This window comes from Streptomyces sp. NPDC031111 (assembly GCF_055570675.1).
In genome coordinates, this window is record NZ_JBVIGS010000002.1 from 665711 (window position 1) to 686356 (window position 20646).

General features: G+C 70.7%; 22 protein-coding genes. 20 read left to right on the forward strand and 2 right to left on the reverse strand.

The annotated features are described in order from the left end of the window. Positions 1-364: 364 nt before the first annotated feature. The 14 genes from ACZ470_RS06715 to ACZ470_RS06780 all read left to right on the forward strand — a co-directional run bounded on the left by ACZ470_RS06715 (position 365) and on the right by ACZ470_RS06780 (position 12012). Positions 365-1198, forward strand: a complete 834-nt coding sequence (locus ACZ470_RS06715; RefSeq protein WP_468425209.1) for a hypothetical protein — start codon at positions 365-367, stop codon at positions 1196-1198. A 71-nt stretch (positions 1199-1269) separates the two neighbouring features. Next, the gene (gene cpaB, locus ACZ470_RS06720) at positions 1270-1977 is read left to right on the forward strand and encodes a Flp pilus assembly protein CpaB (protein ID WP_468425002.1); all 708 of its coding nucleotides are present in this window, start codon (positions 1270-1272) and stop codon (positions 1975-1977) included. A gap of 9 nt (positions 1978-1986) precedes the next feature. Beyond that, positions 1987-3240 (forward strand): AAA family ATPase, encoded by a 1254-nt coding sequence (locus ACZ470_RS06725; RefSeq protein WP_468425004.1) that lies wholly within the window; start codon positions 1987-1989, stop codon positions 3238-3240. 2 nt (positions 3241-3242) lie between these two features. Then, complete coding sequence (locus tag ACZ470_RS06730) at positions 3243-3629, forward strand: pilus assembly protein (protein ID WP_468425006.1); 387 nt, start codon at positions 3243-3245, stop codon at positions 3627-3629. A gap of 1 nt (position 3630) precedes the next feature. Then, the gene (locus tag ACZ470_RS06735) at positions 3631-3996 is read left to right on the forward strand and encodes a TadE/TadG family type IV pilus assembly protein (RefSeq protein ID WP_468425008.1); all 366 of its coding nucleotides are present in this window, start codon (positions 3631-3633) and stop codon (positions 3994-3996) included. Positions 3997-4089: 93 nt separating this feature from the next. Next, positions 4090-5427: a CpaF family protein gene (locus ACZ470_RS06740; protein ID WP_468425010.1), complete on the forward strand. Its 1338-nt coding sequence runs from the start codon at positions 4090-4092 to the stop codon at positions 5425-5427. A 12-nt stretch (positions 5428-5439) separates the two neighbouring features. After that, positions 5440-6384 carry a type II secretion system F family protein gene (locus tag ACZ470_RS06745; RefSeq protein WP_468425012.1) on the forward strand — a complete coding sequence of 315 codons (945 nt, stop codon included), beginning with the start codon at positions 5440-5442 and terminating at the stop codon, positions 6382-6384. A 21-nt stretch (positions 6385-6405) separates the two neighbouring features. Beyond that, entirely contained in the window at positions 6406-7293 is an 888-nt protein-coding gene (locus tag ACZ470_RS06750; protein WP_468425014.1) for a DUF5936 domain-containing protein, read from the forward strand. Positions 7294-7311: 18 nt separating this feature from the next. Then, on the forward strand, positions 7312-8883 hold the full coding sequence (locus ACZ470_RS06755) for a sensor histidine kinase (protein WP_468425015.1): 1572 nt from the start codon (positions 7312-7314) through the stop codon (positions 8881-8883). Continuing rightward, positions 8880-9746: a response regulator gene (locus ACZ470_RS06760; RefSeq protein ID WP_468425016.1), complete on the forward strand. Its 867-nt coding sequence runs from the start codon at positions 8880-8882 to the stop codon at positions 9744-9746. Before ACZ470_RS06755 ends, ACZ470_RS06760 begins: the two co-directional genes overlap by 4 nt. Positions 9747-9906: 160 nt before the next feature. Then, on the forward strand, positions 9907-10140 hold the full coding sequence (locus tag ACZ470_RS06765) for a hypothetical protein (protein WP_468425018.1): 234 nt from the start codon (positions 9907-9909) through the stop codon (positions 10138-10140). Next, positions 10137-10742: a pilus assembly protein TadG-related protein gene (locus ACZ470_RS06770; RefSeq protein WP_468425020.1), complete on the forward strand. Its 606-nt coding sequence runs from the start codon at positions 10137-10139 to the stop codon at positions 10740-10742. Before ACZ470_RS06765 ends, ACZ470_RS06770 begins: the two co-directional genes overlap by 4 nt. Positions 10743-10777: 35 nt before the next feature. Continuing rightward, positions 10778-11356, forward strand: a complete 579-nt coding sequence (locus ACZ470_RS06775) for a hypothetical protein (protein WP_468425022.1) — start codon at positions 10778-10780, stop codon at positions 11354-11356. An 8-nt stretch (positions 11357-11364) separates the two neighbouring features. Beyond that, positions 11365-12012, forward strand: coding sequence for an OmpA family protein (locus ACZ470_RS06780; protein WP_468425024.1), 648 nt, complete (start codon positions 11365-11367; stop codon positions 12010-12012). Between the two features lie 29 nt (positions 12013-12041). Here ACZ470_RS06780 and ACZ470_RS06785 read toward each other — a convergent pair whose 3' ends face one another. Together ACZ470_RS06785 and ACZ470_RS06790 are read right to left on the reverse strand one after the other, a co-directional pair. After that, positions 12042-12419: a DUF192 domain-containing protein gene (locus tag ACZ470_RS06785; RefSeq protein ID WP_468425210.1), complete on the reverse strand. Its 378-nt coding sequence runs from the start codon at positions 12417-12419 to the stop codon at positions 12042-12044. A gap of 83 nt (positions 12420-12502) precedes the next feature. Next, positions 12503-14026, reverse strand: a complete 1524-nt coding sequence (locus ACZ470_RS06790; RefSeq protein ID WP_468425025.1) for an alpha-1,2-mannosidase — start codon at positions 14024-14026, stop codon at positions 12503-12505. 339 nt (positions 14027-14365) lie between these two features. Between ACZ470_RS06790 and ACZ470_RS06795 the strand changes: the two genes are divergently transcribed. The 6 genes from ACZ470_RS06795 (at position 14366) to ACZ470_RS06820 (ending at position 20628) form a co-directional block, all read left to right on the forward strand. After that, a complete protein-coding gene (locus tag ACZ470_RS06795) occupies positions 14366-16648 on the forward strand; it encodes a Tox-REase-5 domain-containing protein (RefSeq protein WP_468425026.1) in 2283 nt (760 codons plus the stop codon). A gap of 59 nt (positions 16649-16707) precedes the next feature. Further along, complete coding sequence (locus ACZ470_RS06800) at positions 16708-17412, forward strand: hypothetical protein (RefSeq protein ID WP_468425027.1); 705 nt, start codon at positions 16708-16710, stop codon at positions 17410-17412. Then, positions 17409-17921, forward strand: coding sequence for a hypothetical protein (locus ACZ470_RS06805; RefSeq protein ID WP_468425029.1), 513 nt, complete (start codon positions 17409-17411; stop codon positions 17919-17921). Before ACZ470_RS06800 ends, ACZ470_RS06805 begins: the two co-directional genes overlap by 4 nt. A 109-nt stretch (positions 17922-18030) precedes the next feature. Beyond that, on the forward strand, positions 18031-18690 hold the full coding sequence (locus ACZ470_RS06810; protein WP_468425030.1) for a hypothetical protein: 660 nt from the start codon (positions 18031-18033) through the stop codon (positions 18688-18690). Next, the gene (locus tag ACZ470_RS06815) at positions 18678-19709 is read left to right on the forward strand and encodes a hypothetical protein (protein ID WP_468425031.1); all 1032 of its coding nucleotides are present in this window, start codon (positions 18678-18680) and stop codon (positions 19707-19709) included. The genes ACZ470_RS06810 and ACZ470_RS06815 overlap by 13 nt, the downstream gene beginning before the upstream one ends. A gap of 43 nt (positions 19710-19752) precedes the next feature. After that, on the forward strand, positions 19753-20628 hold the full coding sequence (locus ACZ470_RS06820) for an LLM class flavin-dependent oxidoreductase (protein WP_468425033.1): 876 nt from the start codon (positions 19753-19755) through the stop codon (positions 20626-20628). Positions 20629-20646 lie beyond the last annotated feature (18 nt).

Genomic DNA, 20646 nt, shown 5'->3' on the forward strand with positions numbered 1-20646 from the left:
CGTTCGCGACGTTCGCAGCACAAGGTGGTCCAGACCAATCCCGTTGTCAATAGGTCCAGACCAAAATCGACCAGTGAACCGACCCACCGACCCCAAGGACCCGCCCGGCGTCAAGGCGATGCACAGGACCCACACCTCCGGGGCCCGACCGAGACCGGCGAGATGCTCAACGTGCCCCGTTTTGGAGCACCTTGTGCATCAGACGTTGCCGTTCGGCTACTCAAACGCTGTTCTCCGCCCACAGGCCCGCGGATACAGTGCTGACGTAGTCACGCAGTGAAGTCGCCAGGGTGCACCGGAGTGACGTCGGTGGGCCGAGGGGCCTGGGGAGAACGGGGAGCCGCGCGTGCCAACTGCCATTGCCGTGACCGGCGCCGACATGGCGCTGCCGGCCCAGGACGAACGGACCCTGCCCGCCGTGGTGCTGCGGGACATCGACACCCGCCCGCTCGAACAGGTCCTGACCGAACTCCAACTGCTCATCGAGCACCACGGGCACGTCATCGTGGTCTGCTCCCGGGCCACCCCCACCGCCGTCCAGCGGCGCCTGCACACCCTGCGCTCCCTGCTGGAGAGCGACCGGATAGCCCTCTTCCGCCCCGATCTGCCACCCCTCGGTCTCGCCGTCCTGGCCCGCCAGTTACGGCAGCTCGCCTCCTGCGACCTCAGCCCCGGCGTCCTCGCCTCGGCCGGCCGGCTGCTGATCCACTACATCCACTCCGGGGCACTGCTGGGCTCCGTCGCCCGCCTCGACCGCGTCCCCGTCGACCTCAAGCAGCACGCCAAGTCCTGGATGCCCGGCAGCCAGTTCGCCGTCCTCGCCCACCCGCAGCCCCAGCTCGTCCGCCTCGGCCCCGAAGCCTCCCTCGCGGGGCCCGAGTTCGGCACCTGGATGCTCGTCGCCAAGGGACAGCTCCAGTCCGACTGGGTCACCGCCACGCTCGCGCCGTCCTGGAAGGTGCAGGGCCTGCACGAGACACCACTGCCCGCCGAGTCCCCGGGCTGGTGGGGGACCGGCAGACTCGTAGAGTTCTGCACCTATCTGCCCGACCTGTCCGTGCTGTACCAGCTGGTCACCTCCGTACGGCGCGGCACCTGCCACTGGTGCGGCATCGACGTCATCGGCGACCGGTGCGTGTTCTGCTCCGCCGTACCACCCGCACCCGAGGGCACCCCGGCCCTCACCCAGCGCACCTGACCCCGTTCGTCCACCGCACGACCCCGCCCCGATTCCGCTCGACCGATATCCCCGATGAGGTTGCACGGTTCATGAACTCCCGTCAGCGCCGCGGCGTGATACTCCTGCTTCTGTCGGTCCTGTGCGCCCTCGGCGCGTTCGCCGGCGTGCTCTCCGTCATCAGCGACGTGAACTCCAAGGTCGGCCCCGAGGTCACCGCGTACCGGCTGAAGACGAACGTGGCGCCCTACACCGCCCTCAGCACGGGCCAGTTCGAGAAGATCAAGATGCCCGAGCGGTGGCTGTCGAAGAACGCCGTCACCGACCTGGACGAGATCCGGGACAAGATCGCCGTGACCGATCTGCGCGAGGGCTCCCTGCTCCAGAGCGACATGATCGTCGACCGGCCCGCCCTGGAGCCGGGACAGCAGGAGGTCGCCATCATGATCGACGCGGCCACCGGCGTCGCCGGCAAGATCACTCCGGGCGCCACGGTCAACGTGTACGCCACCTTCGAGGGCGAGCGCGAGGGCGACCCCGACCAGTCCAGGGTCATCGTGACCAACGCCCAGGTCCTGGACGTCGGCAAGCTCACCGCCCTCCGGCCCGAGGAGAGCGACCGCGGCCGGGAACCCACCGACGCCGTCCCGATCACCTTCGCGCTGTCCGCCATCGACGCCCAGCGCATCACCTACGCCGAGTCGTTCGCCCAGCGGGTCCGCCTCGCCCTGGTCGCCCCCGGAACCGACTCCACCGTCCCGGACTCGCAGCGGACGTACGAACTCGCGAAGGACAAGTGAGAGGCCCGCATGCCCACGAGGATCCTCCCGGCAGTCGGCGACGCGGACGCGGTCCGGTCCATCACCACACTGCTCAGCCAGCTCCCGGACGCCGAGCCGGTGGCCCCGGTGGTCGACTCCACCCAGCTCGTCGACACCCTCGCGCGCCTGGCCGCCGAGTCCGTCGACGAACTGCCGGAGGTCGTGGTCGTGCACGAACGCATCGGCCCCGTCCCCGCCCTGGAGCTGATCCGAGAAGTCGCCCTGCGCTTCCCCTCCGTCGGCGTCATCCTCGTCACCTCCGACGCGAGCCCCGGCCTCTTCCAGGCCGCAATGGACTACGGCGCCCGCGGCCTGGTCGCCCTCCCGCTCAGCTACGAGGAACTCGCCAGCCGCGTTCAGGCCGTCGCCCAGTGGTCCGTCGGCGTACGCCGCCACCTCGGCTCCGGCGGCGACGTGTTCACCGGCGTCGGCGGCACCGTCGTCACCGTCAGCGGCGCCAAGGGCGGCGTCGGCGCGACCCTCACCGCCGTCCAGCTCGCCCTCGCCGCCCAGGCGTCCGGCCGCTCCACCGCCCTCGTCGACATGGACCTCCAGACCGGCGACATCGCCTCCTACCTCGACGTCCAGTTCCGCCGCTCCGTCGTCGACCTCGCCGCCATCACCGACATCTCCCCGCGCGTCCTCGCCGACGCCGTCTTCCGCCACGACACCGGCCTCGCCCTGCTGCTCGCCCCCGCCGAGGGCGAACGCGGCGAGGAGGTCACCGACCGCGCCGCCCGCCAGATCGTCAGCGCCCTGCGCTCCCGCTACGAGGTCGTCGTCATCGACTGCGGCGCCCAGCTCGGCGGCGCCGGCGCGGCCGCCGTGGAGATGGCCGACACGGCCCTGCTGGTCACCACCCCCGACGTGATCGCCGTACGCGGCGCCAAACGGGCGGTGCGCATGTGGGACCGGCTCCAGATCCGCAAGGCCGAGGAGACCACGGTGGTCGTCAACCGCCACACCCGGTCCACCGAGATCCAGCCCCCGCTCATCCGGAAGATCACCGGCACGGCCGTCGCGGCCACCGCGATCCCCGCCCACTTCAAGGAACTCCAGGCCGTCGTGGACGCCGGCCGCGTCCACGAACTGGAGAACAAGAGCACGGTGAAGCAGGCCCTGTGGGGCCTGGCCGGCGAACTCGGCCTCATCAAGGCCGCCGAGGGGACGCACAGGACGGGCCGGCTGCGCGGCGACCGGGGCTCGGTGAGCTTCCGGCGGCGCAGGGACGGAGGGGGATGAGCATGAAGGCGTTACGGGGACCCCGCGACCGGGGCCAGGTGACCATCGAGTTCCTCGGCATGACCCCGACGATCCTCGTGACGCTGGTGGTGCTGTGGCAGCTCGTACTGGTGGGGTACACGTTCATCCTCGCGGGGAATGCTGCCGACGAGGCCGCGCGGGCGGGCACCGCGGCGCCACCGGGCGCACGCCAGGGCGCCTGCCGGGAGGCCGGCCTGGACAAGCTGTCGGGAGCGTGGGCGGGGGGAGCGAGCGTGAACTGCACCACCTCCGGCGGCTTCGTCACCGCCGACGTGAAGCTGAGCGTCCCCATCCTCTTCCCTGGCACCGTCTCCTTCCCCTTCGACGTCAAGGGGCACGCGGGCGCGGTCGAGGAGGAGACGGACTGACATGCCGTACACACCGTGCTCACGCAGACTCCGCGACCGCGGCCAGGTCGCCCTCGAATACCTGGGCTTCCTGCCCGTGCTGCTCGTCGTCGCCATGGCCGCCGTACAGCTCGGCCTGATCGCCTACACCGCCCAGCAGGCCGGGACGGCGGCCCGCGCCGGGGCGCGCAGCGCGTCCCTGGACCAGGGGTACGGATCCGCCTGCACCGCCGCGGTCAGCGACTGGCTCGCCGACGGCACCTCCTGCGAGGGCTCTCCCGGAGGGGACGAGATCACCGTCACCGCCACGGTCGACATCCCGTCGATCGTGCCGGGCTGGGACTTCTCCCCGGCCCGGAAGAGCGCCACGATGCCACGCGACCACTGACCACTGACCACTGACGACTGACCACTGACCACTGACGACCGACCACTGACCGATGACGAGGACCGGAAACCAGGAACGAGGAGCACGCGACTCATGAGCCTGCGGGCACGCATCAACTCCCCCGAGGAGACGGCCGGACGGGGCGAGGACGGCCACCTCGTCGCCTCCTACCGCGCCAAACTCCTGGAGGAGATCGACCTCGCGGAGATGAGTTCGCTGGCGGCGGCCGAGCGCCGGGTCCGGCTGGAACGCGTACTCGGCCACATCATCAGCCGCGAGGGCCCGGTCCTGTCGACCGTCGAACGCTCCCAGCTGATCCGCAGGGTCGTCGACGAGGCACTCGGCCTCGGCATCCTGGAACCCCTCCTGGAGGACGCGTCCATCACCGAGATCATGGTGAACGGCCCCGACGCGATCTTCGTCGAGCGCGGCGGCCGCGTGGAACAACTCCCGCTGCGCTTCGCCTCCAACGACCAGCTGATGCAGACGATCGAACGCATCGTCTCCACCGTCAACCGCCGCGTCGACGAGTCGAACCCCATGGTCGACGCCCGCCTCCCCTCCGGCGAACGCGTCAACGTCATCATCCCGCCGCTCTCCCTGACCGGCGCCATCCTCACCATCCGCCGCTTCCCCCGCTCCTTCACCCTCCAGGAGCTGATCGGCCTCGGTTCCCTCGACGAGCACATGCTGTACCTGCTCGCCGGACTGGTGCAGGCACGCTTCAACGTCATCGTGTCCGGCGCCACGGGCACCGGGAAGACCACGCTCCTCAACGCCCTCTCCGGACTGATCCCCGAAGGCGAACGCATCATCACCATCGAGGACTCCGCCGAACTCCAGCTCCAGCAGCCGCACGTCATCCGCCTGGAGTCCCGCCCGCCGAACGTCGAGGGCAAGGGCAGGATCACCATCCGCGACCTCGTCCGCAACTCGCTCCGTATGCGCCCCGACCGCATTGTCGTCGGTGAGGTCCGCGGCGGCGAGTCCCTGGACATGCTCCAGGCCATGTCCACCGGCCACGACGGCTCCCTCGCCACCGTCCACGCCAACAGCGCCGAGGACGCGCTGATGCGTCTCCAGACCCTCGCCTCCATGTCCGACGTGGAGATCCCCTTCGTCGCCCTGCACGACCAGATCAACAGCGCCGTCGACGTCATCGTCCAGCTCACCCGCTTCGCCGACGGCGCCCGCCGCGTCACCGAGATCGCCCTGCTGGAGAGCCACGGCGGAGAGCCGTACCGGCTGGCCACGGCCGCCCGCTTCCACGCCCGGCCGATGACCGCCGACGGCCGGGTCCACGGCACCTACGAGCACTACCCCCTCCCGCGCCGCACCGCCGACCGCCTCTACATGGCGAGCCAGCCCGTCCCCCAGGCGTTCGGCATCGCCCAGTCCTACGACCAGCTCGCCACCCGAGAAGCCAGGTAGGAACCCGTCCCCATGGATCTGCAGAACCTGACCACGCTGACCACCGGCATCACGCTGCTGACCTGTGTCCTCGCGGTCGTCGGCGTGCACTCCTACGCCACCGGCAAGGCACAGCGGCAGGCGCTGGTGGACCGGCTGTCGGCCACCGGCCAGATCCCCGTCACCGGCCGCCGGCGCCCCTTCCCCACCCTGGACCGCCGCCTGCGCCGCACCGCATTCGGCAAGAAGCTCGAACTGCGCCTGATGGCGACCGGCCTGGACATCACCCCCGGCGAGTTCTTCGTCGCCATGCTCGCCACGGTCGCCGGCCTCTGGCTCATCGGCCAGGCGACCCTGGCCCCCTTCTTCGGCCCGATCGCCGGGCTCCTCGGCATCTGGGCGGCGGTGCAGTTCCTCAACTGGCAGCGCCAGAAACGCATCGAGAAGTTCATCAACCAGCTCCCGGAACTGGCCCGCATCCTCGCCAACGCCACCCAGGCCGGCCTCGCCCTCCGTACGGCCATCGGCATGGCGGCGGAGGAGCTGGAGGCTCCGGCGGGCGAGGAACTGTCCAAAGTGGCCAACCAGTTGGCGGTCGGGGCGTCGTTGGACGACGCACTGGGCGAACTCGGCGATCGCCTCCCCTCCCGCGAACTGGTCGTCCTGGTCACCACGCTGGTGCTCTCCAACCGGGCGGGCGGCCAGGTGGTGAGCGCGTTGCGGAACCTGACGGAGACGCTGGAGGAGCGCAAGGAGACGCGGCGAGAGGTCCGTACCCAGCTCTCCCAGGTGAGCATGACGTCGTACGCCGTCCCCGTCCTCGGCGTCGGCTCCCTCTTCCTGATGAACGGGGTGAAGGACGGCGCCCTGGAGCGGATGACCGGCTCCGCGGCGGGTCAGGCCGCGGTGATCATCGCGTTCGGACTGTACGCGGTCGGATTCGTCCTCATCCGCCGACTGTCCCGCATCGACGTCTGAGCGGCGAGGAGGACCGACGACATGGGACTTCTGCTCGCCCTCCTGATGGGCCTCGGCGTCTACGGCGTCTTCGCCGGCATCCGCATGTACCGGGCGGAGACCAAACTCCCCAGCGACCTGGCCCTCGCCCTGGAGGTCGGCTCCACCCGCACGGGCGCCGTCGACTCCCTCGTCGACCGCCTCGGCATGCGGTACGCGCCTGCCGTGCTCCGGGTCATGGGGCCCAAGCTGGTCGCCAAGTACCGGCGCAGGATCGACCTGGCGGGCAACCCGGGCGGCCTCACCATCGACCGCTACGCCGCCCGCCGCGCGGTGTACGGGTTCCTGGGCGTCCTCGGCTTCCTGGTCTTCCTGATGCGCGACCAGCTCTTCATGGCGCTGCTGCTGCTCGCGTTCGGCGCGTTCTGGACGGAGGTCGGCATCTGGTCGGCGATCCGCATCCGCAAGGACATGATCGAACGGACCCTGCCGGACTTCCTGGACGTGCTCGCGGTGGTGGTGAGCGCGGGGCTGGGCTTCAGACAGGCCCTGGACCGGGTGTCGTCGCAGTACGAGGGCCCGTGGGCGGACGAACTCCGCATCACGCTCCGACAGATGGACCTGGGCATGAGCCGCCGCCAGGCCTTCGCGGAGCTGCGGCGCCGGAACGACTCGGAGCAGGTGGCGATGTTCGTCAGCGCGCTCCAGCAGGGCGAGGAACTGGGCGCGCCGATCGTCGACACGCTGGTGTCCCTGGCCAAGGAAATGCGCCGCACGGACGCGCAGAACGCCCGCCGCAAGGCGGCTCGCGCGGTCCCCAAGGCCACCATGATGATCACCACCTTCATGGTTCCGGCCACGATGATCCTCCTCGGCGCCGGCCTGCTGCTCGGTTCCGGCATCGACTTCGGCGCGGTCACGGGCGAGTAGGGGCAGGGGGCAGGTGCGATGACGACGACCGGGGAACGCACGCGGCTGTTCCGCCGCCCTGCGAAGCCGTCGGAGATCACCACACCGCCGGTGGGCACGGTCCTCCCCGACTACGCCCGCACCGGCGCCCCGGACGTCCCGGTGACGTCGGTGACGCCGGCGCTGCCACCGGGGTGGGAACCGGCGGGACCCGGTGAGGGGCGGCAGGGCGATCCGCCCTACGTCGCGGAGGCCGCCGACGGTGGTCCGCCCCCACAGGGGCCACCCGCACCCGACAACGAAACCCGCACGGGCGGTGCGGGTGGGAACCCACATCCGGCCGAAGGCCGGATGCACCCCCAACGCCCCGCACCGGACGTGCAAATCCAGGTCAACGCCTTGCAAGCCCTGTGCCGGCAGGCATTCGGCTTCCGCCTGGCGATGATCGCCCTCGCCGCCCCCTCCGCCCTCCTCAACGCCGGCCCCGGCTGGGGCACCCGCCTGGTCGGCAGCGCGGTCGTCGTCACCTTCATGGCGTCCTACGTCCTCTTCCGCGACTGGGAACGCTTCGGCCCCCTCCTCCTGCGCCACCCCACCCTCCTCGCGGCGGACACACTCTTCGGAGCCCTGCTCCTCATCTCGGCGGGCCCCGACACCACCCTCGCCTACGTCAGCGTCTGCACCCCGCTCCTCGCGGGCCTGATCTACGGCTGGCGCGGAGCAGCGGTCTTCGCCTCCCTCCAGGGCGTGATCCTCCTGCTGGTCCACGCGGCACTCGACAATCCACGGACGGACCCGGCGGAAACACTGCTCCTGCCCGGCCTCTGCGTGATCGCGGGCGCGGTGGGCTCCAGCCTCCGCAATCTCATGCTCCACCTGGGCCGGGCGACCCAGGCCCTCACCACGGTCCAGGCCCGTCTGGCGGTCACGGAGGCGGTCAGCGCCGAACGGGCCCGCCTGGCCAGGGACATGCACGACTCGGTGGCGAAGACCCTCCACGGAGTGGCCCTCGCGGCAGACGGCCTGGCCGGCACCGCGGGCGCACCCCACCTGGACCCGGCCCTGGTGAAACAGCAGGCGGAGTTGGTGGCCCGCTCGGCCCGCCGAGCCGCGGCCGAGTCCCGTGAACTGCTGGCCGACCTGCGCAGGGAGTCGGACCCGGGCCAGGGCACCGACGTACTGGTGGAACTCGCCGCCCGGACACAGGACTTCAGCAAGCGCACCGGCGTACCGGCCTCCTACGGCCCCACCGGCGCGGACACGGTCCCTCCGGTCCCGCCGGCGGTGGCCCGCCAACTGCTCACCATCGCCTCGGAGGCCATGGAGAACGCCCACCGCCACGCGAAACCGACCCGGGTCGACGTTCACGCCGGCGTCCACGGCGACCTGCTCCGCATCAGCGTCTACGACGACGGCACCGGCCTCCCGCTCGGCACCAACCTCGAACAACTCCGCAGAGCCGGTCACTTCGGCCTGGTCGGCATGGTCGAGCGGGCGGCCTCGGTCGGCGCCCGCATCCGCATAGGCCGGGGCGCACACCCGCGAGGCACCGAAGTCCGCCTGGAACTCCCGCTGGCGGCCGTGACGACACCCACGGAGGCCACCCCATGAAGACGCCGCCGAACCCCTTCGCGTACACCCCGCCGCCGCCCGACCCCCTCCGGATCGTGGTGGCCGACGACAACCCGGTGGTCCGCGCCGGACTGACCGCACTCCTCACCGGCCGCGGGGACATCACGGTCGTGGCGGAGGCGGCGGACGGCCGTGAGGCCTACGAGGCGGCACACGCCCACCGTCCCGACGTGGTCCTCCTGGACGTCCGCATGCCGGGCGTGGACGGCATCTCGGCACTCCCGTACCTGGTACGCATCGCCCCGGTCATGATGCTGACGTACAGCAGGGAGTCGGAGATCGTCCAGGAGGCCCTGCGCAGGGGAGCGGGCGGTTACCTGGTCCACGGCGAGTTCACGGCGGACCAGCTGGTGTCGGCGATCCGCGACATCAAGGAGGGCAGGCCCCACTTCACCGCCACGGCGGCCGGGGCGTTGCTCTCGCAACTACGTCAGGTTCCCGGACCCGGGGTGGCGTTGCCGGAAGGGCTGGGCGCCACGTACCCAACTCACCACAACACAACCGGAGTCGCCCAGCCCCACATCTCGCCGTCGTCTACTTCTGCGGAAAACCTTTCGCGAATGCAACCGGATATGGCACAGTCTTCGTCTGGGTGGACGGGCGGCCGTCCGGCCGCTCCCGAAAGGTCGACGTTCCAACTCAGCACGAGGGAGGCGGAGATCATGGACCTCATCGCGTCCGGCATGAACAACCAGCAGATCGCCGCCACGTGCTTCATCAGCGAGAAGACGGTCAAGAACCACATCAACCGCATCTTCGCCAAGCTCCACAGCACCAGCCGCTCCGAGGCCGCGGCGAAGTGGCTCGGCACGGCACCGGGTCCGGGCCGAGGGGAGGGGTGACCTCCGGTGACGGCAGGGGGGAAGAGGAACTGGGCCCGCCTTTGGGCCCGGGATTGGGCCCTGGGGCCCTCTGAAGGGCAGATCGTCCGCCCCTACGTTGCTCATGTCGAAAGCGGCACCACGAAGGAGGCCGCTACCGCGTCAGCCGGAGGGGTACACCATGAGCGACCTGATGCTGAAGACCGCCGTCGCGACCAAGGTCCGCGTCAACGGCTGGAAGAACACGACGGTCGAGGCCATGCGGCGCCGCGAGGCCGACAAGGGACAGACCGCGGTCGAGTACCTGGGCATCATCGCGGTGGTCGTGCTGATCGTGCTGGCGATCACCGGAACGAGCATCGGGCAGACCATCCTCGGCAAGATCAACGCGCAGATCGCCAAGGTCGCTCCTTGAGGCGATTCCGCCGGTACGACGACGCAGGGCAGGCCTTCCCCATCTACCTCACGGTGGTGGGGGGCCTGCTCTTTCTCGCGTTCGCGTACTTTGCGGTCGGCCAGGCCGCGGCAAACCGGAACGACGCCCAGACCGCCGCTGACGCGGCCGCCCTCGCGGCGGCTCAGGACAGGCGGGACCAGCTCGCCGGTGCGTGGGTGCAGAACCTCCTCGATCCGGCGAAGTGGGAGGACATCTTCAACGGCAACGCGGAAGGCCTCTCCGCATCGTGCTGGCGGGCGGACCAGCTCGCGGCGCAGAACGATGCCGAGGTCCGGAGCTGCGGTCCCGACGGATTTCTGGGCTACACCGTCGAGGTCGAGACCAACAAGTCCGTGGGCGAGTCCATCGTCCCCGGCACGGAGGAGCGCAGGTCCAACGCGTCGGCGACCGCGGTGATCGAACCTCGCTGCGGGTTCGAGCCCCCGGCCGAGGACGCCGAGGACGACGTGCTGCCCGCCCTCGACTGCGACGGCGGCACGACGTGGGACCTGGATCCGAAGGGTCCCGTTGAGCTCCTTCCGAAACCCGAGGACCTGTTCGAAGTCCATCTGGCCGACTGACACAGCGAACGACGAGTGATGAGGGAAGCAGAGAGATGAGCATTCGGATCACTGCCAAGGCCCGTAGGGGGATGGTCGTGTTGACCGCCGTGGCCGGTCTGGCGCTCGGCATGGCCGGTTGCGGCGGCGGCGGTGATGACGACAAGCCGAAGCCTTCGTCATCCACGGCGAAGGAGGGTGGATCCCAGCCGAGTGCTCAGGAGGAACAGGCCGAGACTCCATTGGCCGAGCTGCGCGGCACGGATGGACTGCTCCTCCAGATCACCTCGGCCGAGCGTGATTCCGGTGGATTCGTCACGGTGAACGGGACCGTGAAGAACGACGGTGACGAATCAGTGGTGATTCCGCCCCAGACCAGCGGTGACGAGACCGAGGTCATCAAGCACGGGCCGTCGCTCGGTGGTGCCACCCTGGTGGATTCCAAGGGGAAGAAGCGCTACTACGTGCTGCGGGACACGGATGGCCGCCCTCTGACCACAACCGGTCTGGGGAACCTGGAAGCGGGGCAGACCCTGCCGGTCTTCATGCAGTTCCCCGCGCCGCCGGCGAGCACGGCCGAGGTGGACCTTCAGGTACCGACGTTCGCCAGCGGCACGATCAAGATCTCCGGGTGAGGCCGGCCATGACTCGTACTCCCACCCGTTTGGCGCCACCGCGCCTGGCGCTGGTCCTGTCGGCCGCCACCGTCATGGTCGCCACGAACCTCTACGGCGCGGTCGGGGCGCACGCGGACGACGGCCCCAGCGTTCCCCCGGGCACCGAGGCGTCCGCGTCCGCACCCATCGAGGTCGACCCGAACGACCCCGACCTCAAGCTCCCGGAGGGGGCCACCCTCACCGAGCCCAAGGTCCTGGACATCAAGCAGATCGTGGAGGACAAGAGCGGCGACGAGCGCCGCGAGGACACCAACACCGAGGTCACCTTCGCGCTCCAGGCCGAGGTGCTGTTCGGCAAGGACAGCGCGAAGCTCGGCGCGGCGGCGAAGGCTCGTATCGCCACGATCGCGGACGAGATCCAGACCCAGAACGCGACGAAGATCCGAGTCTTCGGCTTCACCGACAACCTGGGCTCCTCCGCCCACGGCGACGTCCTGTCCCGCCGACGCGCCAACGCCGTACACGCCGTCCTCGTCCAGGAGCTGACCGACTCCAACATCACGTACGAGGTGCGCGGATACGGCGAGCAGTACCCCATCGCCGACAACTCCACGGAAGCCGGCCGCAAGAAGAACCGCCGGGTGGAGATCACCTTCCCGCGTACGGCGAGCTGACCGCGGCGGGGGAGCGTCGCCGAACCCCGTCACGCCCCCTCCCGCACCACTTCCACCCGCGCTCCGACCCGCAGCCCCCACCCCTCCATCGCCCCCGCCTCGGCCTCGAGCACATGACGTGCCCGGAGCCGGGGCAGACCGAGCCGCCCCGGTGGCATGGTGCGTACGGCGATGACGCGGAGGTGACGGTCGAGGTAGGCGACGTCGATGGGCATGCGCATACGGAAGGTGTGCACGCTGTTGGCGGGGGAGAGCAGCAGAGCCCCGTCGAGGGAGTTCCGCCCCAGCAGCCCTTTGGTGCGGGCCCGGTAGGAGGTGGCCATCTCCAGCGGAATCCGCACGGGCGCCGTCCCCTCGCCGTCCCCGCTCACGGTGAGTTCCCCCTGCCCGTCCCGCCAACGCGCCATCCCGACCACCCCTCCGGCACCCGCCGACCCACCGTCGTCGTCCGTCATCCGTAGCGAAGGTAGCGCCGACGGGTGCCCGGAGGTCAGTGCTTGCGGAGTTGCTCCGCAAGGGCGGCGAGGGTCTGGGCCGTCTCGGACAGGCTGGCGACGGCGGCCTGGAGCTCCGAGGCGACGAGGGGAGCGGTGGGAAGGGCGGCGGACGCGGCGGCGACCGGCGTGCCGCGGTAGCCGATGGGGCCCTCGTTGTAGCGCTGGTAGTAGCCGGTGAACGCCAGCCCGGCGGGCGACTCCGCGAACCGGACCTGGCAGAGCTGGACCTCGGACCCGCCGGCGTTGCGCCTGATGTCGACACGGTAGTGACGGAAGGCCCGGATGCGGGAGCGCAGGCGGAACTCCCTCGTCTGGAACCGCTCGGTGAACCGTTCGCCGCTGCGCGTGTCCAGCGGCGTCCACGTGTGGCCGTCGTGCGAGCCGAGAAGGGTCCAGTCGCGGGGGTCGCGCTCGGGGAAGTCGTTCGCCGACATCAGGGAGTACGAGGCGACGGCGGTGGGGCGGGCCAGGGTGAAGTCCAGGTGGGCGGTGTCGTCGAAGGTCAGCCACTTGGAGCGCTGGTCCTCGAGGAGGTTGTCGGCCCCCTCGCCCCCGTCGTCGAACTCGTCGCTCGCCTCGACACCGGTCACCTCGACCTCGGTGGCGGCGGCGTGCAGCACGGCCACGCCCGAGTTGCCCCGCTGATCGCGCCAGGTCACCCGCTCGAGGGGCGTTCCGCCGTCGTCCAGCAGCAGCCGCAGCTCGTGGGAGGTGTGCCAGCGACCGCCCCACCCCTCCTCCGTGTGGAAGCGGTGCAGAGGGGACGCCGAGAGGTTCTCGGCGTCGTCCGAGAACGGCCGACGGTCGGTGAGGCGCCCGCGGTACTCGTACGCCGTACCGTCCGCCGCGCGGTAGCAGCCGTGGAAGTCGGACATGTTGGACTGGAAGCTGATGGCGGCCTCGGTGCCGTCCTCACCACGCCAGCCGAGCTGGGCGGGCAGGGAGTGCTCGTCCCGGTCGATGTGGAAGAGCAGCCGCGGGGCCGCCTGCCAGGAGGCGGAGGAGGAGTGGGCGGGGCGGAGCTCCGTACCGTAGGTGAAGACCGAGTCCCGCGCGGCCTCGGCGACCCGCGCACGCTCGGAGCGGCCACGCTCCCAGACGGGGTCCAGGGTGATCCGGTACAGCCAGAGCATGCTGCCGGACTTGGCCGAGGAGCGTATCTCCAGGGTGTTGGTGCCGGGCTTGAGCAGCCGCCCCGGCACGGCGAAGACATTGTCCTGCGGGAGGTCGCCGCCGCCGGGCACGGTGAGGTCCTCGGCCACCACCTCCCCCTGGATCAGCACGTCCATCGGCGCGTAACCGAGGTCCGAGCCGAGCTTGGAGACGAGCGCCGTGACGGTGAGCGTCACCTGGGGGACGTCCTCCGGGTCCTCCACCTCGAAGTCCAGCGCCACGCTCCCGCCCGCGCTCAACGCCACGTGCGACCCGGCGAACCGGGCCCCCTGATACCTGACATCGGCGTTCGCCAGCCGAGCCAGATCGACGGAAAAATCGGCGTAAGTGACGTCAAATCCCATGATGCGCAGTGCTCCTGGTGGTCAGTCAGCGAAGTCGGCCGTCCACGTGACGGCGACTGTGCGAGGACCCTAGTGGCAGGGTCTGACAGTCCCCGGCAGCGCGGCTTCGGGCCGGGCCAACTCGTCGTCGCCGTACGCGCGGTGACGCTTGGGTGCTGATTTGGGTCCACGGGCCCATGCCCCGACCACCCGCCCCTTCCTACCCTCGGGGCCTGCCGTGAACCAAACACGGTTGCGAACCGGGGGACTTGAGGAGGGGCGGCCATGGCCTCGAACGGGGGAGGGGCGGAGTCGGGGGTGGCCAGGGGTGCGCCCGGGTACGGGGGAGGGCGGCAGGACATGCCCCGGCCCCTGTCCCGCGCCCTGCTGCTCGTGCACGCGCTGTTCGCGCTCACGGCGCTCGGAGGCCTGGGGCTCCTCCTCACGGCGGCGTCGCTCGACGCCGTGGACGGCGCACTGCTCGCCCAAGTGGCGTACGCCGCCGCCCCCGGTGTGCTCGGCTGGTGGCTGGCCCGCGGCTCCTGGCGGGGCGGAGGCAGGACCTGGCTCGGGCTCGTCGCCGTACAGGCATGGCTGGTCCTCGGGTCGATATCCAACCTCGCCGACGGATCCGCCCGCGGCATCACCCAGCTCCTCCTGCCTCTCCTGATCCTCTTCCTCCTGACCCGCCCGGAGAGCCGCGACTGGTACCGCCTCGCCGAACCCGACCGGCGGGAGCGCCGCCCCTTCTCCCTGCCCCGGATGATCCGCTGGCGCCGGGACGACGGTCAGACGGCGGTGGAGTACGCGGGCCTCCTCGCGGTCGTCGCGGCGATCGTCACCGCGCTCGTCGTCAGCGGCCTCGGCACCCAGATCCTCACCGGCATCCAGGCCCAGGTGTGCCGAGTCATCGGTGCGGCATGCCCGGCACCCGGCGGGGGCGACGACGGCGAGGTCACGGCCGAGGGCGGCGACGAGGGCGAGGCGACCGGCGACACGGGGAACCCCGGCGGTGACTCGGACGGCACGGGCGAGACCGGCGAAACGGGTGATACGGGCCCCGGCACCCCCGACTCCGGCGACACCTCCACCGAGCCCGAGGGCGACCCGGCCCTCGTGGACCCCGTGTCGGCCGAGGACGAGATCGACGAGCCGCCGTACGAGGACCCGACCGCCACGGACGACGAAGGCGACGCCGGGGACGAGGGCGAAGGCAACGACGAGGGCGGCGGGGACGACGAAGGCTGCTTCTCCGGCGTCGGCGCCTTCTTCGGCTGCGCCGGCGACCAGCTGGGCCAGGTGGGCGGAGGCCTCTTCGTCGACGGCATCTGGGGCGACGTCACCGGCATCTGGGACGTGGTCACCAGCCCCGTCGACACCTGGAACGGCCTGATGGACTACGGCGGTTCCCTGGGCAGCGCCTGGTGGGACGACACCGCCGACGCCCGCGAGATGTGGGACGACGGCGACTACTTCGGCGCCGTCCTGGACTGGGGCGGAGCCTCGCTCGGCACCGGCGGCACGGTCCTGTTCGACTCGTTCGTCGGCGACGACGTCGTGGAGCAATGGGACAGCGGCAACGAGACCCGGGCCGTCACCACCGTCATCTGGAACATCGGCTCGCTGTTCATCCCCGGCTACGGCGAGGCGAAGATCGCCGAGAAGGTCGGCTCGCTCGGCAGGCTGAGCCGAGTCGTCGACGACGCCACCGAGGCCGCCCAGGACGCGCGCCGGGCTGCCGAGGCCGGTGACCTCGACGCCCTGGAGGACGCCGCCCGGCGCGCCGACGAGGCGGCGGACGAGGCCGAGGACACGGCACGCCGCACCGGCTGCACGATCTCCGCACCCGCCCGCAGGACCCCGTACGGCGAGGGACCCCATCCCGGCCCGCACGGCGGCCCCGGCACCGGCACCACCGTGCTCGCGGCCGGCCCCGCCGCCGACAGCCCCTACGTCGTCCTGGCGGAGGGCGGCTGCGACGAGGAAGCCCGGGAACAGGCGGAGGAGGCCCGCGCGGCGGAGCGCCAGGCCTACCTGGAACGCAAACGCGCCGAGGAACCGGAACGCGCCCGGCAGGCCCTGGAGAACAAGAAGCAGTGGCCGGACCCCGAACGCAACGACGCCCGCGACCCGCGCAACTACAACCCGCCGGACTGGGCCGACGACCTCGACAGCCGCACCTACGGCGACGCCGACGGCGGCGACGGCTTCTGGGCGAGCCGCGACCGCAACCCGAGCCCCAACTGGCGCAACGAGTCATGGCTGCGCTACCAGGAGCAGATCACCGGTACGCAGCGCGGTTACGAGTACGTCGTCCCGCACACCGACGCCGACGTACCGGACGTCGAGTTCGACGGCTGGGACTCCTCGCGCCAGACCTATCTGGAGGCCAAGAACGGCTACGACAGCTTCCTGGGCGCCGACCGCACGGAACTCACCCCCTCAGGCCGGGAACGGCTGCTGACCGAGGCCCGCAGACAGGTCGCGGCGGCGGGCGGCAAGGACATCGAGTGGCACTTCTCCAACGAGGAGGTCGCCGACGCGGCCCGCGACGCCTTCGAGGACGCGGGCCTGGACATCGAGGTCGTCCACACGTCACCCGAGCCGATCGCCGGCGAGCGGCGCCCCGAGGCCTTCGACTGACGGGGCGGCGGGCCGCGTACGGCCTATGGTGAGGGAGAAGAGAGGGAAGGGTACGGAGCATGCGACGCGTGGTGCGGGGCTTCTGGGGCCCTCGGCAGGAGTCGGCGGAGCAACTCGCCGCACGGTGGAGCACGACGCTGGACCGGTTCTCCCGGTTGCTGCCGGAGGCGGTGTCGGAGACGTGGCGCACCGTGCCGGCCTCCGGTCCCGGCGAGACGCTTCGGCCGGACGCGGCGGCCCTGCTCGGCGCGGTGCGCGCGGCCCAGGCGGCCGACGACTGGTCGGCGGTGAACGGCACCTCGCTGCGACTGCTCGCCGACGGCGCCGCCCCCGGCTGGAAGGTCGAGATCGCCGCACTGGCGGGCGGGACGCCGGAGTTCCTGCTCCAGTCCCTGGTCGCCACGATCGTGTCCCCCGACGAGGCGCGCCTCCCGGACGCCGAACTCCTCACGGTCGTGGCGGAGTCCTGGCACCCGGACCACGGCGACGTGAGCGACCGCGGCGTGACGTCCGCGCTGAAGAAGGAGGCGGGCTTCAAGATCGGTACGCCGTCGATCGGCTGGGCCGGCTTCCTCTCTCCGGGCCGTGCGGCCCGCATCCCGTCCGAACTGGCGGCCCCGCGCAAGGAACTCGTCGACGTCGGCGTGCTCCTGGACATCGCGGCGCCGGGCGACACCGCCGAAGTGGTCCGGTCCTACGACCTGCTCAAAAGGGCCGGGGCGCTGGACCCGCTGCCCCAGCCGATGACCAGGCCCACACTGTGACGGCCCGCGCGGGCGAACCCTTCTCCGCGTCCCACGCCGTGTCCGCCCTGGAAGCCGCGCTCCCCACCGCGCTCCCGGCAACGGGCCCCGTCACGGACGAGGGCGATCCGCTCACCGGCGAATGGACGGCGACCCGGGGCGAGGGTTTCCTGCTCTTCCCCCTCTGGGAGAGCGAACCCCTCACGGGCGTGTACGGCCGCGAATGGAACGACGCGGAGGCGACGGCGGAGTCCCACCTGGCCACGCTGGTCTCGACACTGGACGCCCGCTGGGGCCCCCACCGCACGGTGAGCATGCGCGTTCCCCTGCTGCGACGCGGGTCCGGCGCCCCTCTCCCCGAACCCTTCCGCACCCTGTCCGCCAAGGACTGCCACGGCGACCTGACCGTCTGGGCACGGCCTCCCCGTTGGGCCGCCGTCTCCCTCAACCAGTCCGACGGCGACGCCCCGCTGATCCTCACGGCCCTGATCACCGACCACCCGCTGTCGGAACCGTCCGAACACGAGTGACGTCCCACCAGTACCGGAGAGTTGACCCCAATCACTCTGGTGCCTGGACTTGCGCACCGGATAGCTTTGGGTTCGCTGAAGAGAAGCCTCGCCCCACCGGGAGCCGACTGTGAACCGCCGCCCCACCCTGCTCGCAGCGCTCGCGCTGACCGCCACCGCGGCGTTGACGCTGTCCGCATGCGGAAGCGACGACGAGAGCCCCACAAAGGACAGCGACAAGATCGCGGGCGCCGACACGGGTGCCGAGAAGTCGGCATCGCCGACCCCGAGCGAGTCCGACTCCGGCGGGCGACCGAAGATCACGTTCCCTTCTGACGCGAAGAACGTCTTCGAGTACGAGAAGACGGGCAACGCCGCGAAGGATGCGGCGCTCGCGGACAGTACGTTGAGTGTCAACTCCGTTGATGAGGCGATTTTCGAGGGCAGTACGGATACCAAGGCTCTCGGCTTCTACAACACCGAATCGGCCCTGAGCGGCTCGATCACCTATGTGCTCGGGTACATCAACAAGAAGCACACGTGGGTCGGCGAGACCCGGTACTTCGACTACAAAGTGAACCTCTCCGGGGCCGACGAGGCCTACGTCACTTATTGCTCGGACGAGAGCAAGTCGTTCATCAAGGACAAGAAGACGGGCAAGGTCAAGAACACGCCGACGACGGCGGATGCCTACGTCCTCTACAACACAAAGCTTGCGAAGAACGCTGAGGGTGTCTGGCAGACCACCGACATCGCGTCGAACCGGGGGAGCAAGGCGTGCCAGCCGTAAGGAAGTACCTAAGGGTCGCGACACTGGTGACAATCCTCAGCGTGCCGCTGGTAACGGCCCCCACGGCGTTCGCTGGCGGACGTGGAGAGGACGGCACCCGCAGTTCGACGGACCAACAGGCCGAAGCCGGCGGTGACGGTACCGTCTCCGTCACCGTCGGCGGTGTTGTCTTCGATCGTTCGAAGAACGGTAGTGGCGACTCCGCCGGAGCGCTCACCTCGTCCACGTCGTGGAGCCCGCCGCCCTGTTGGTACGCCCCCAAGTACACCCCGGAGCAGTTGCAGAACTACCTGGAGCCGATCTGGGAAGCCGGGTCGACGGGGTACGAGTGGGACGCCAAGCAGCGGGAGAAGTACAACGCCGACGACGAGAAGAAGGGCTTCAACAAGGACAAGTCCGGCGAGGGGTATTGGTGGGGCTCGTACGTCGACGAGAGCTACCCGCCCGGCTGGGACTCCTGCGACAAGGACTATTTCTGGGTGGACACGGGCGACGCCCCGCCCGCGGACATCGAGAACGCCGTCACCCCTGAAATCCTCGCCGAACTCGCCTACGCCGAGATCCGTGTCCCGGGCACCGAGGTGACCCTGGCCCCCGCGCAGGCGACCAAGGTCAACCTGCCGACGTGGGCGTGGCTGGACGGTGCCGAGTTCAAGCCGGTCTCGGTCACCGCGTCCGTCGAGGCGATCGGTATCGAGGCGACGGCCACGGCGGAGCCGGTCTCGCTGGAGATCAAGCCGGGAACCCCGGACGCGGAGACGTACCCGGCGTCGGGCGTCTGCGAGATCAACGACGGTCGTATCGGCGAGCCGTACGAGAAGGGCAAGGCGGACAGCACGCCGCCGTGCGGCGTGAAGTACCTGCGCTCCTCGGGCGACGGCACGTTCCCGCTCCAGGCGACGGTCACGTGGGAGATCAACTGGACCGGCAGCGGCGGCGCGGGCGGAGACCTCCCCGACGGTGAGTTCGGAGCAACGCAGGACGTCGTGGTCCAGGAAATCCAGGCGATCAACCGCTGATCCGCGTTTGCCCGCACGCCCACCGGTGGGTAGGAACACCCCCATGACCACACTCGGTGCAGTATTTCGTCCTCAGCTTGCGCCCGAGCGGCTTCGTGCCGTCGCCGGGATCGCCGATGCGGCCGGGCTCGAGGAGCTCTGGTTGTGGGAGGACTGTTTCAGGGAGGGCGGGATCTCGACCGCCGCTGCCGCGTTGGCGTGGACCGAGCGGGTGCGGGTCGGGGTCGGGCTGCTTCCCGTGCCCTTGCGGAACGTCGCCATCACCGCGATGGAGGCCGCCGGACTGCACCGGATGTTCCCGGGGCGCGCGATCCTCGGTGTCGGGCACGGGGTGCAGGACTGGATGGGGCAGGTCGGGGCGCGGGTCGAGTCGCCGGTGACGTTGCTGCGGGAGCATCTCGTCGCGCTGCGGGCGCTGTTGCGCGGGGAGCGGGTCACCACCGAGGGGCGGTACGTCATGCTCGACGACGTCGCCCTCGACTGGCCGCCGCAGGGGCCGGTGGAGGTGCTCGCCGGCGCCACCGGGCCCCGTACCGTACGGCTCACCGGTGAGGCAGCCGACGGGACGGTCCTCACCGCGAACACCTCGCCCGAGGGGGTGCGCCAGGCACGTCGGCTCATCGACGAGGGGCGGGCCGCGGCGGGGCGTACCGGCGAATCCCACAAGGTCGTCGTCTATCTGCTCGCTGCCACGGGGGCCGGGGCCGACGAACGGCTGCGGGCCGAGCTGATCGCCGAGGGCGTCGGCGAGGAAGCGGATCTCGGGGTCGCCGGGGACGCGGAGGCCGTCGCCAAGGCCGTGCGGCGGCTGGCCGAGGCCGGGGCTGACTCCGTCGTACTCCAGCCGACCGGCGACGAACCGGACCCGGAGGGATTCGTGCGGTTCGTGGCGGAGGAAGTGCGGCCGCTGGTGCCGTAAACCGGAGGAGACGAGAGG

What these genes read in the sequence shown, in the direction of transcription:
- cpaB (WP_468425002.1), top strand. Translation starts at nt 1,270, where the DNA reads ATGAACTCCCGTCAGCGCCGCGGCGTGATACTCCTGCTTCTGTCGGTC.
- ACZ470_RS06725 (WP_468425004.1), top strand. Translation starts at nt 1,987, where the DNA reads ATGCCCACGAGGATCCTCCCGGCAGTCGGCGACGCGGACGCGGTCCGG.
- ACZ470_RS06730 (WP_468425006.1), top strand. Translation starts at nt 3,243, where the DNA reads ATGAAGGCGTTACGGGGACCCCGCGACCGGGGCCAGGTGACCATCGAG.
- ACZ470_RS06735 (WP_468425008.1), top strand. Translation starts at nt 3,631, where the DNA reads ATGCCGTACACACCGTGCTCACGCAGACTCCGCGACCGCGGCCAGGTC.
- ACZ470_RS06740 (WP_468425010.1), top strand. Translation starts at nt 4,090, where the DNA reads ATGAGCCTGCGGGCACGCATCAACTCCCCCGAGGAGACGGCCGGACGG.
- ACZ470_RS06745 (WP_468425012.1), top strand. Translation starts at nt 5,440, where the DNA reads ATGGATCTGCAGAACCTGACCACGCTGACCACCGGCATCACGCTGCTG.
- ACZ470_RS06750 (WP_468425014.1), top strand. Translation starts at nt 6,406, where the DNA reads ATGGGACTTCTGCTCGCCCTCCTGATGGGCCTCGGCGTCTACGGCGTC.
- ACZ470_RS06755 (WP_468425015.1), top strand. Translation starts at nt 7,312, where the DNA reads ATGACGACGACCGGGGAACGCACGCGGCTGTTCCGCCGCCCTGCGAAG.
- ACZ470_RS06760 (WP_468425016.1), top strand. Translation starts at nt 8,880, where the DNA reads ATGAAGACGCCGCCGAACCCCTTCGCGTACACCCCGCCGCCGCCCGAC.
- ACZ470_RS06765 (WP_468425018.1), top strand. Translation starts at nt 9,907, where the DNA reads ATGAGCGACCTGATGCTGAAGACCGCCGTCGCGACCAAGGTCCGCGTC.
- ACZ470_RS06775 (WP_468425022.1), top strand. Translation starts at nt 10,778, where the DNA reads ATGAGCATTCGGATCACTGCCAAGGCCCGTAGGGGGATGGTCGTGTTG.
- ACZ470_RS06780 (WP_468425024.1), top strand. Translation starts at nt 11,365, where the DNA reads ATGACTCGTACTCCCACCCGTTTGGCGCCACCGCGCCTGGCGCTGGTC.
- ACZ470_RS06785 (WP_468425210.1), bottom strand. Translation starts at nt 12,419, where the DNA reads ATGGCGCGTTGGCGGGACGGGCAGGGGGAACTCACCGTGAGCGGGGAC.
- ACZ470_RS06790 (WP_468425025.1), bottom strand. Translation starts at nt 14,026, where the DNA reads ATGGGATTTGACGTCACTTACGCCGATTTTTCCGTCGATCTGGCTCGG.
- ACZ470_RS06795 (WP_468425026.1), top strand. Translation starts at nt 14,366, where the DNA reads ATGCCCCGGCCCCTGTCCCGCGCCCTGCTGCTCGTGCACGCGCTGTTC.
- ACZ470_RS06800 (WP_468425027.1), top strand. Translation starts at nt 16,708, where the DNA reads ATGCGACGCGTGGTGCGGGGCTTCTGGGGCCCTCGGCAGGAGTCGGCG.
- ACZ470_RS06820 (WP_468425033.1), top strand. Translation starts at nt 19,753, where the DNA reads ATGACCACACTCGGTGCAGTATTTCGTCCTCAGCTTGCGCCCGAGCGG.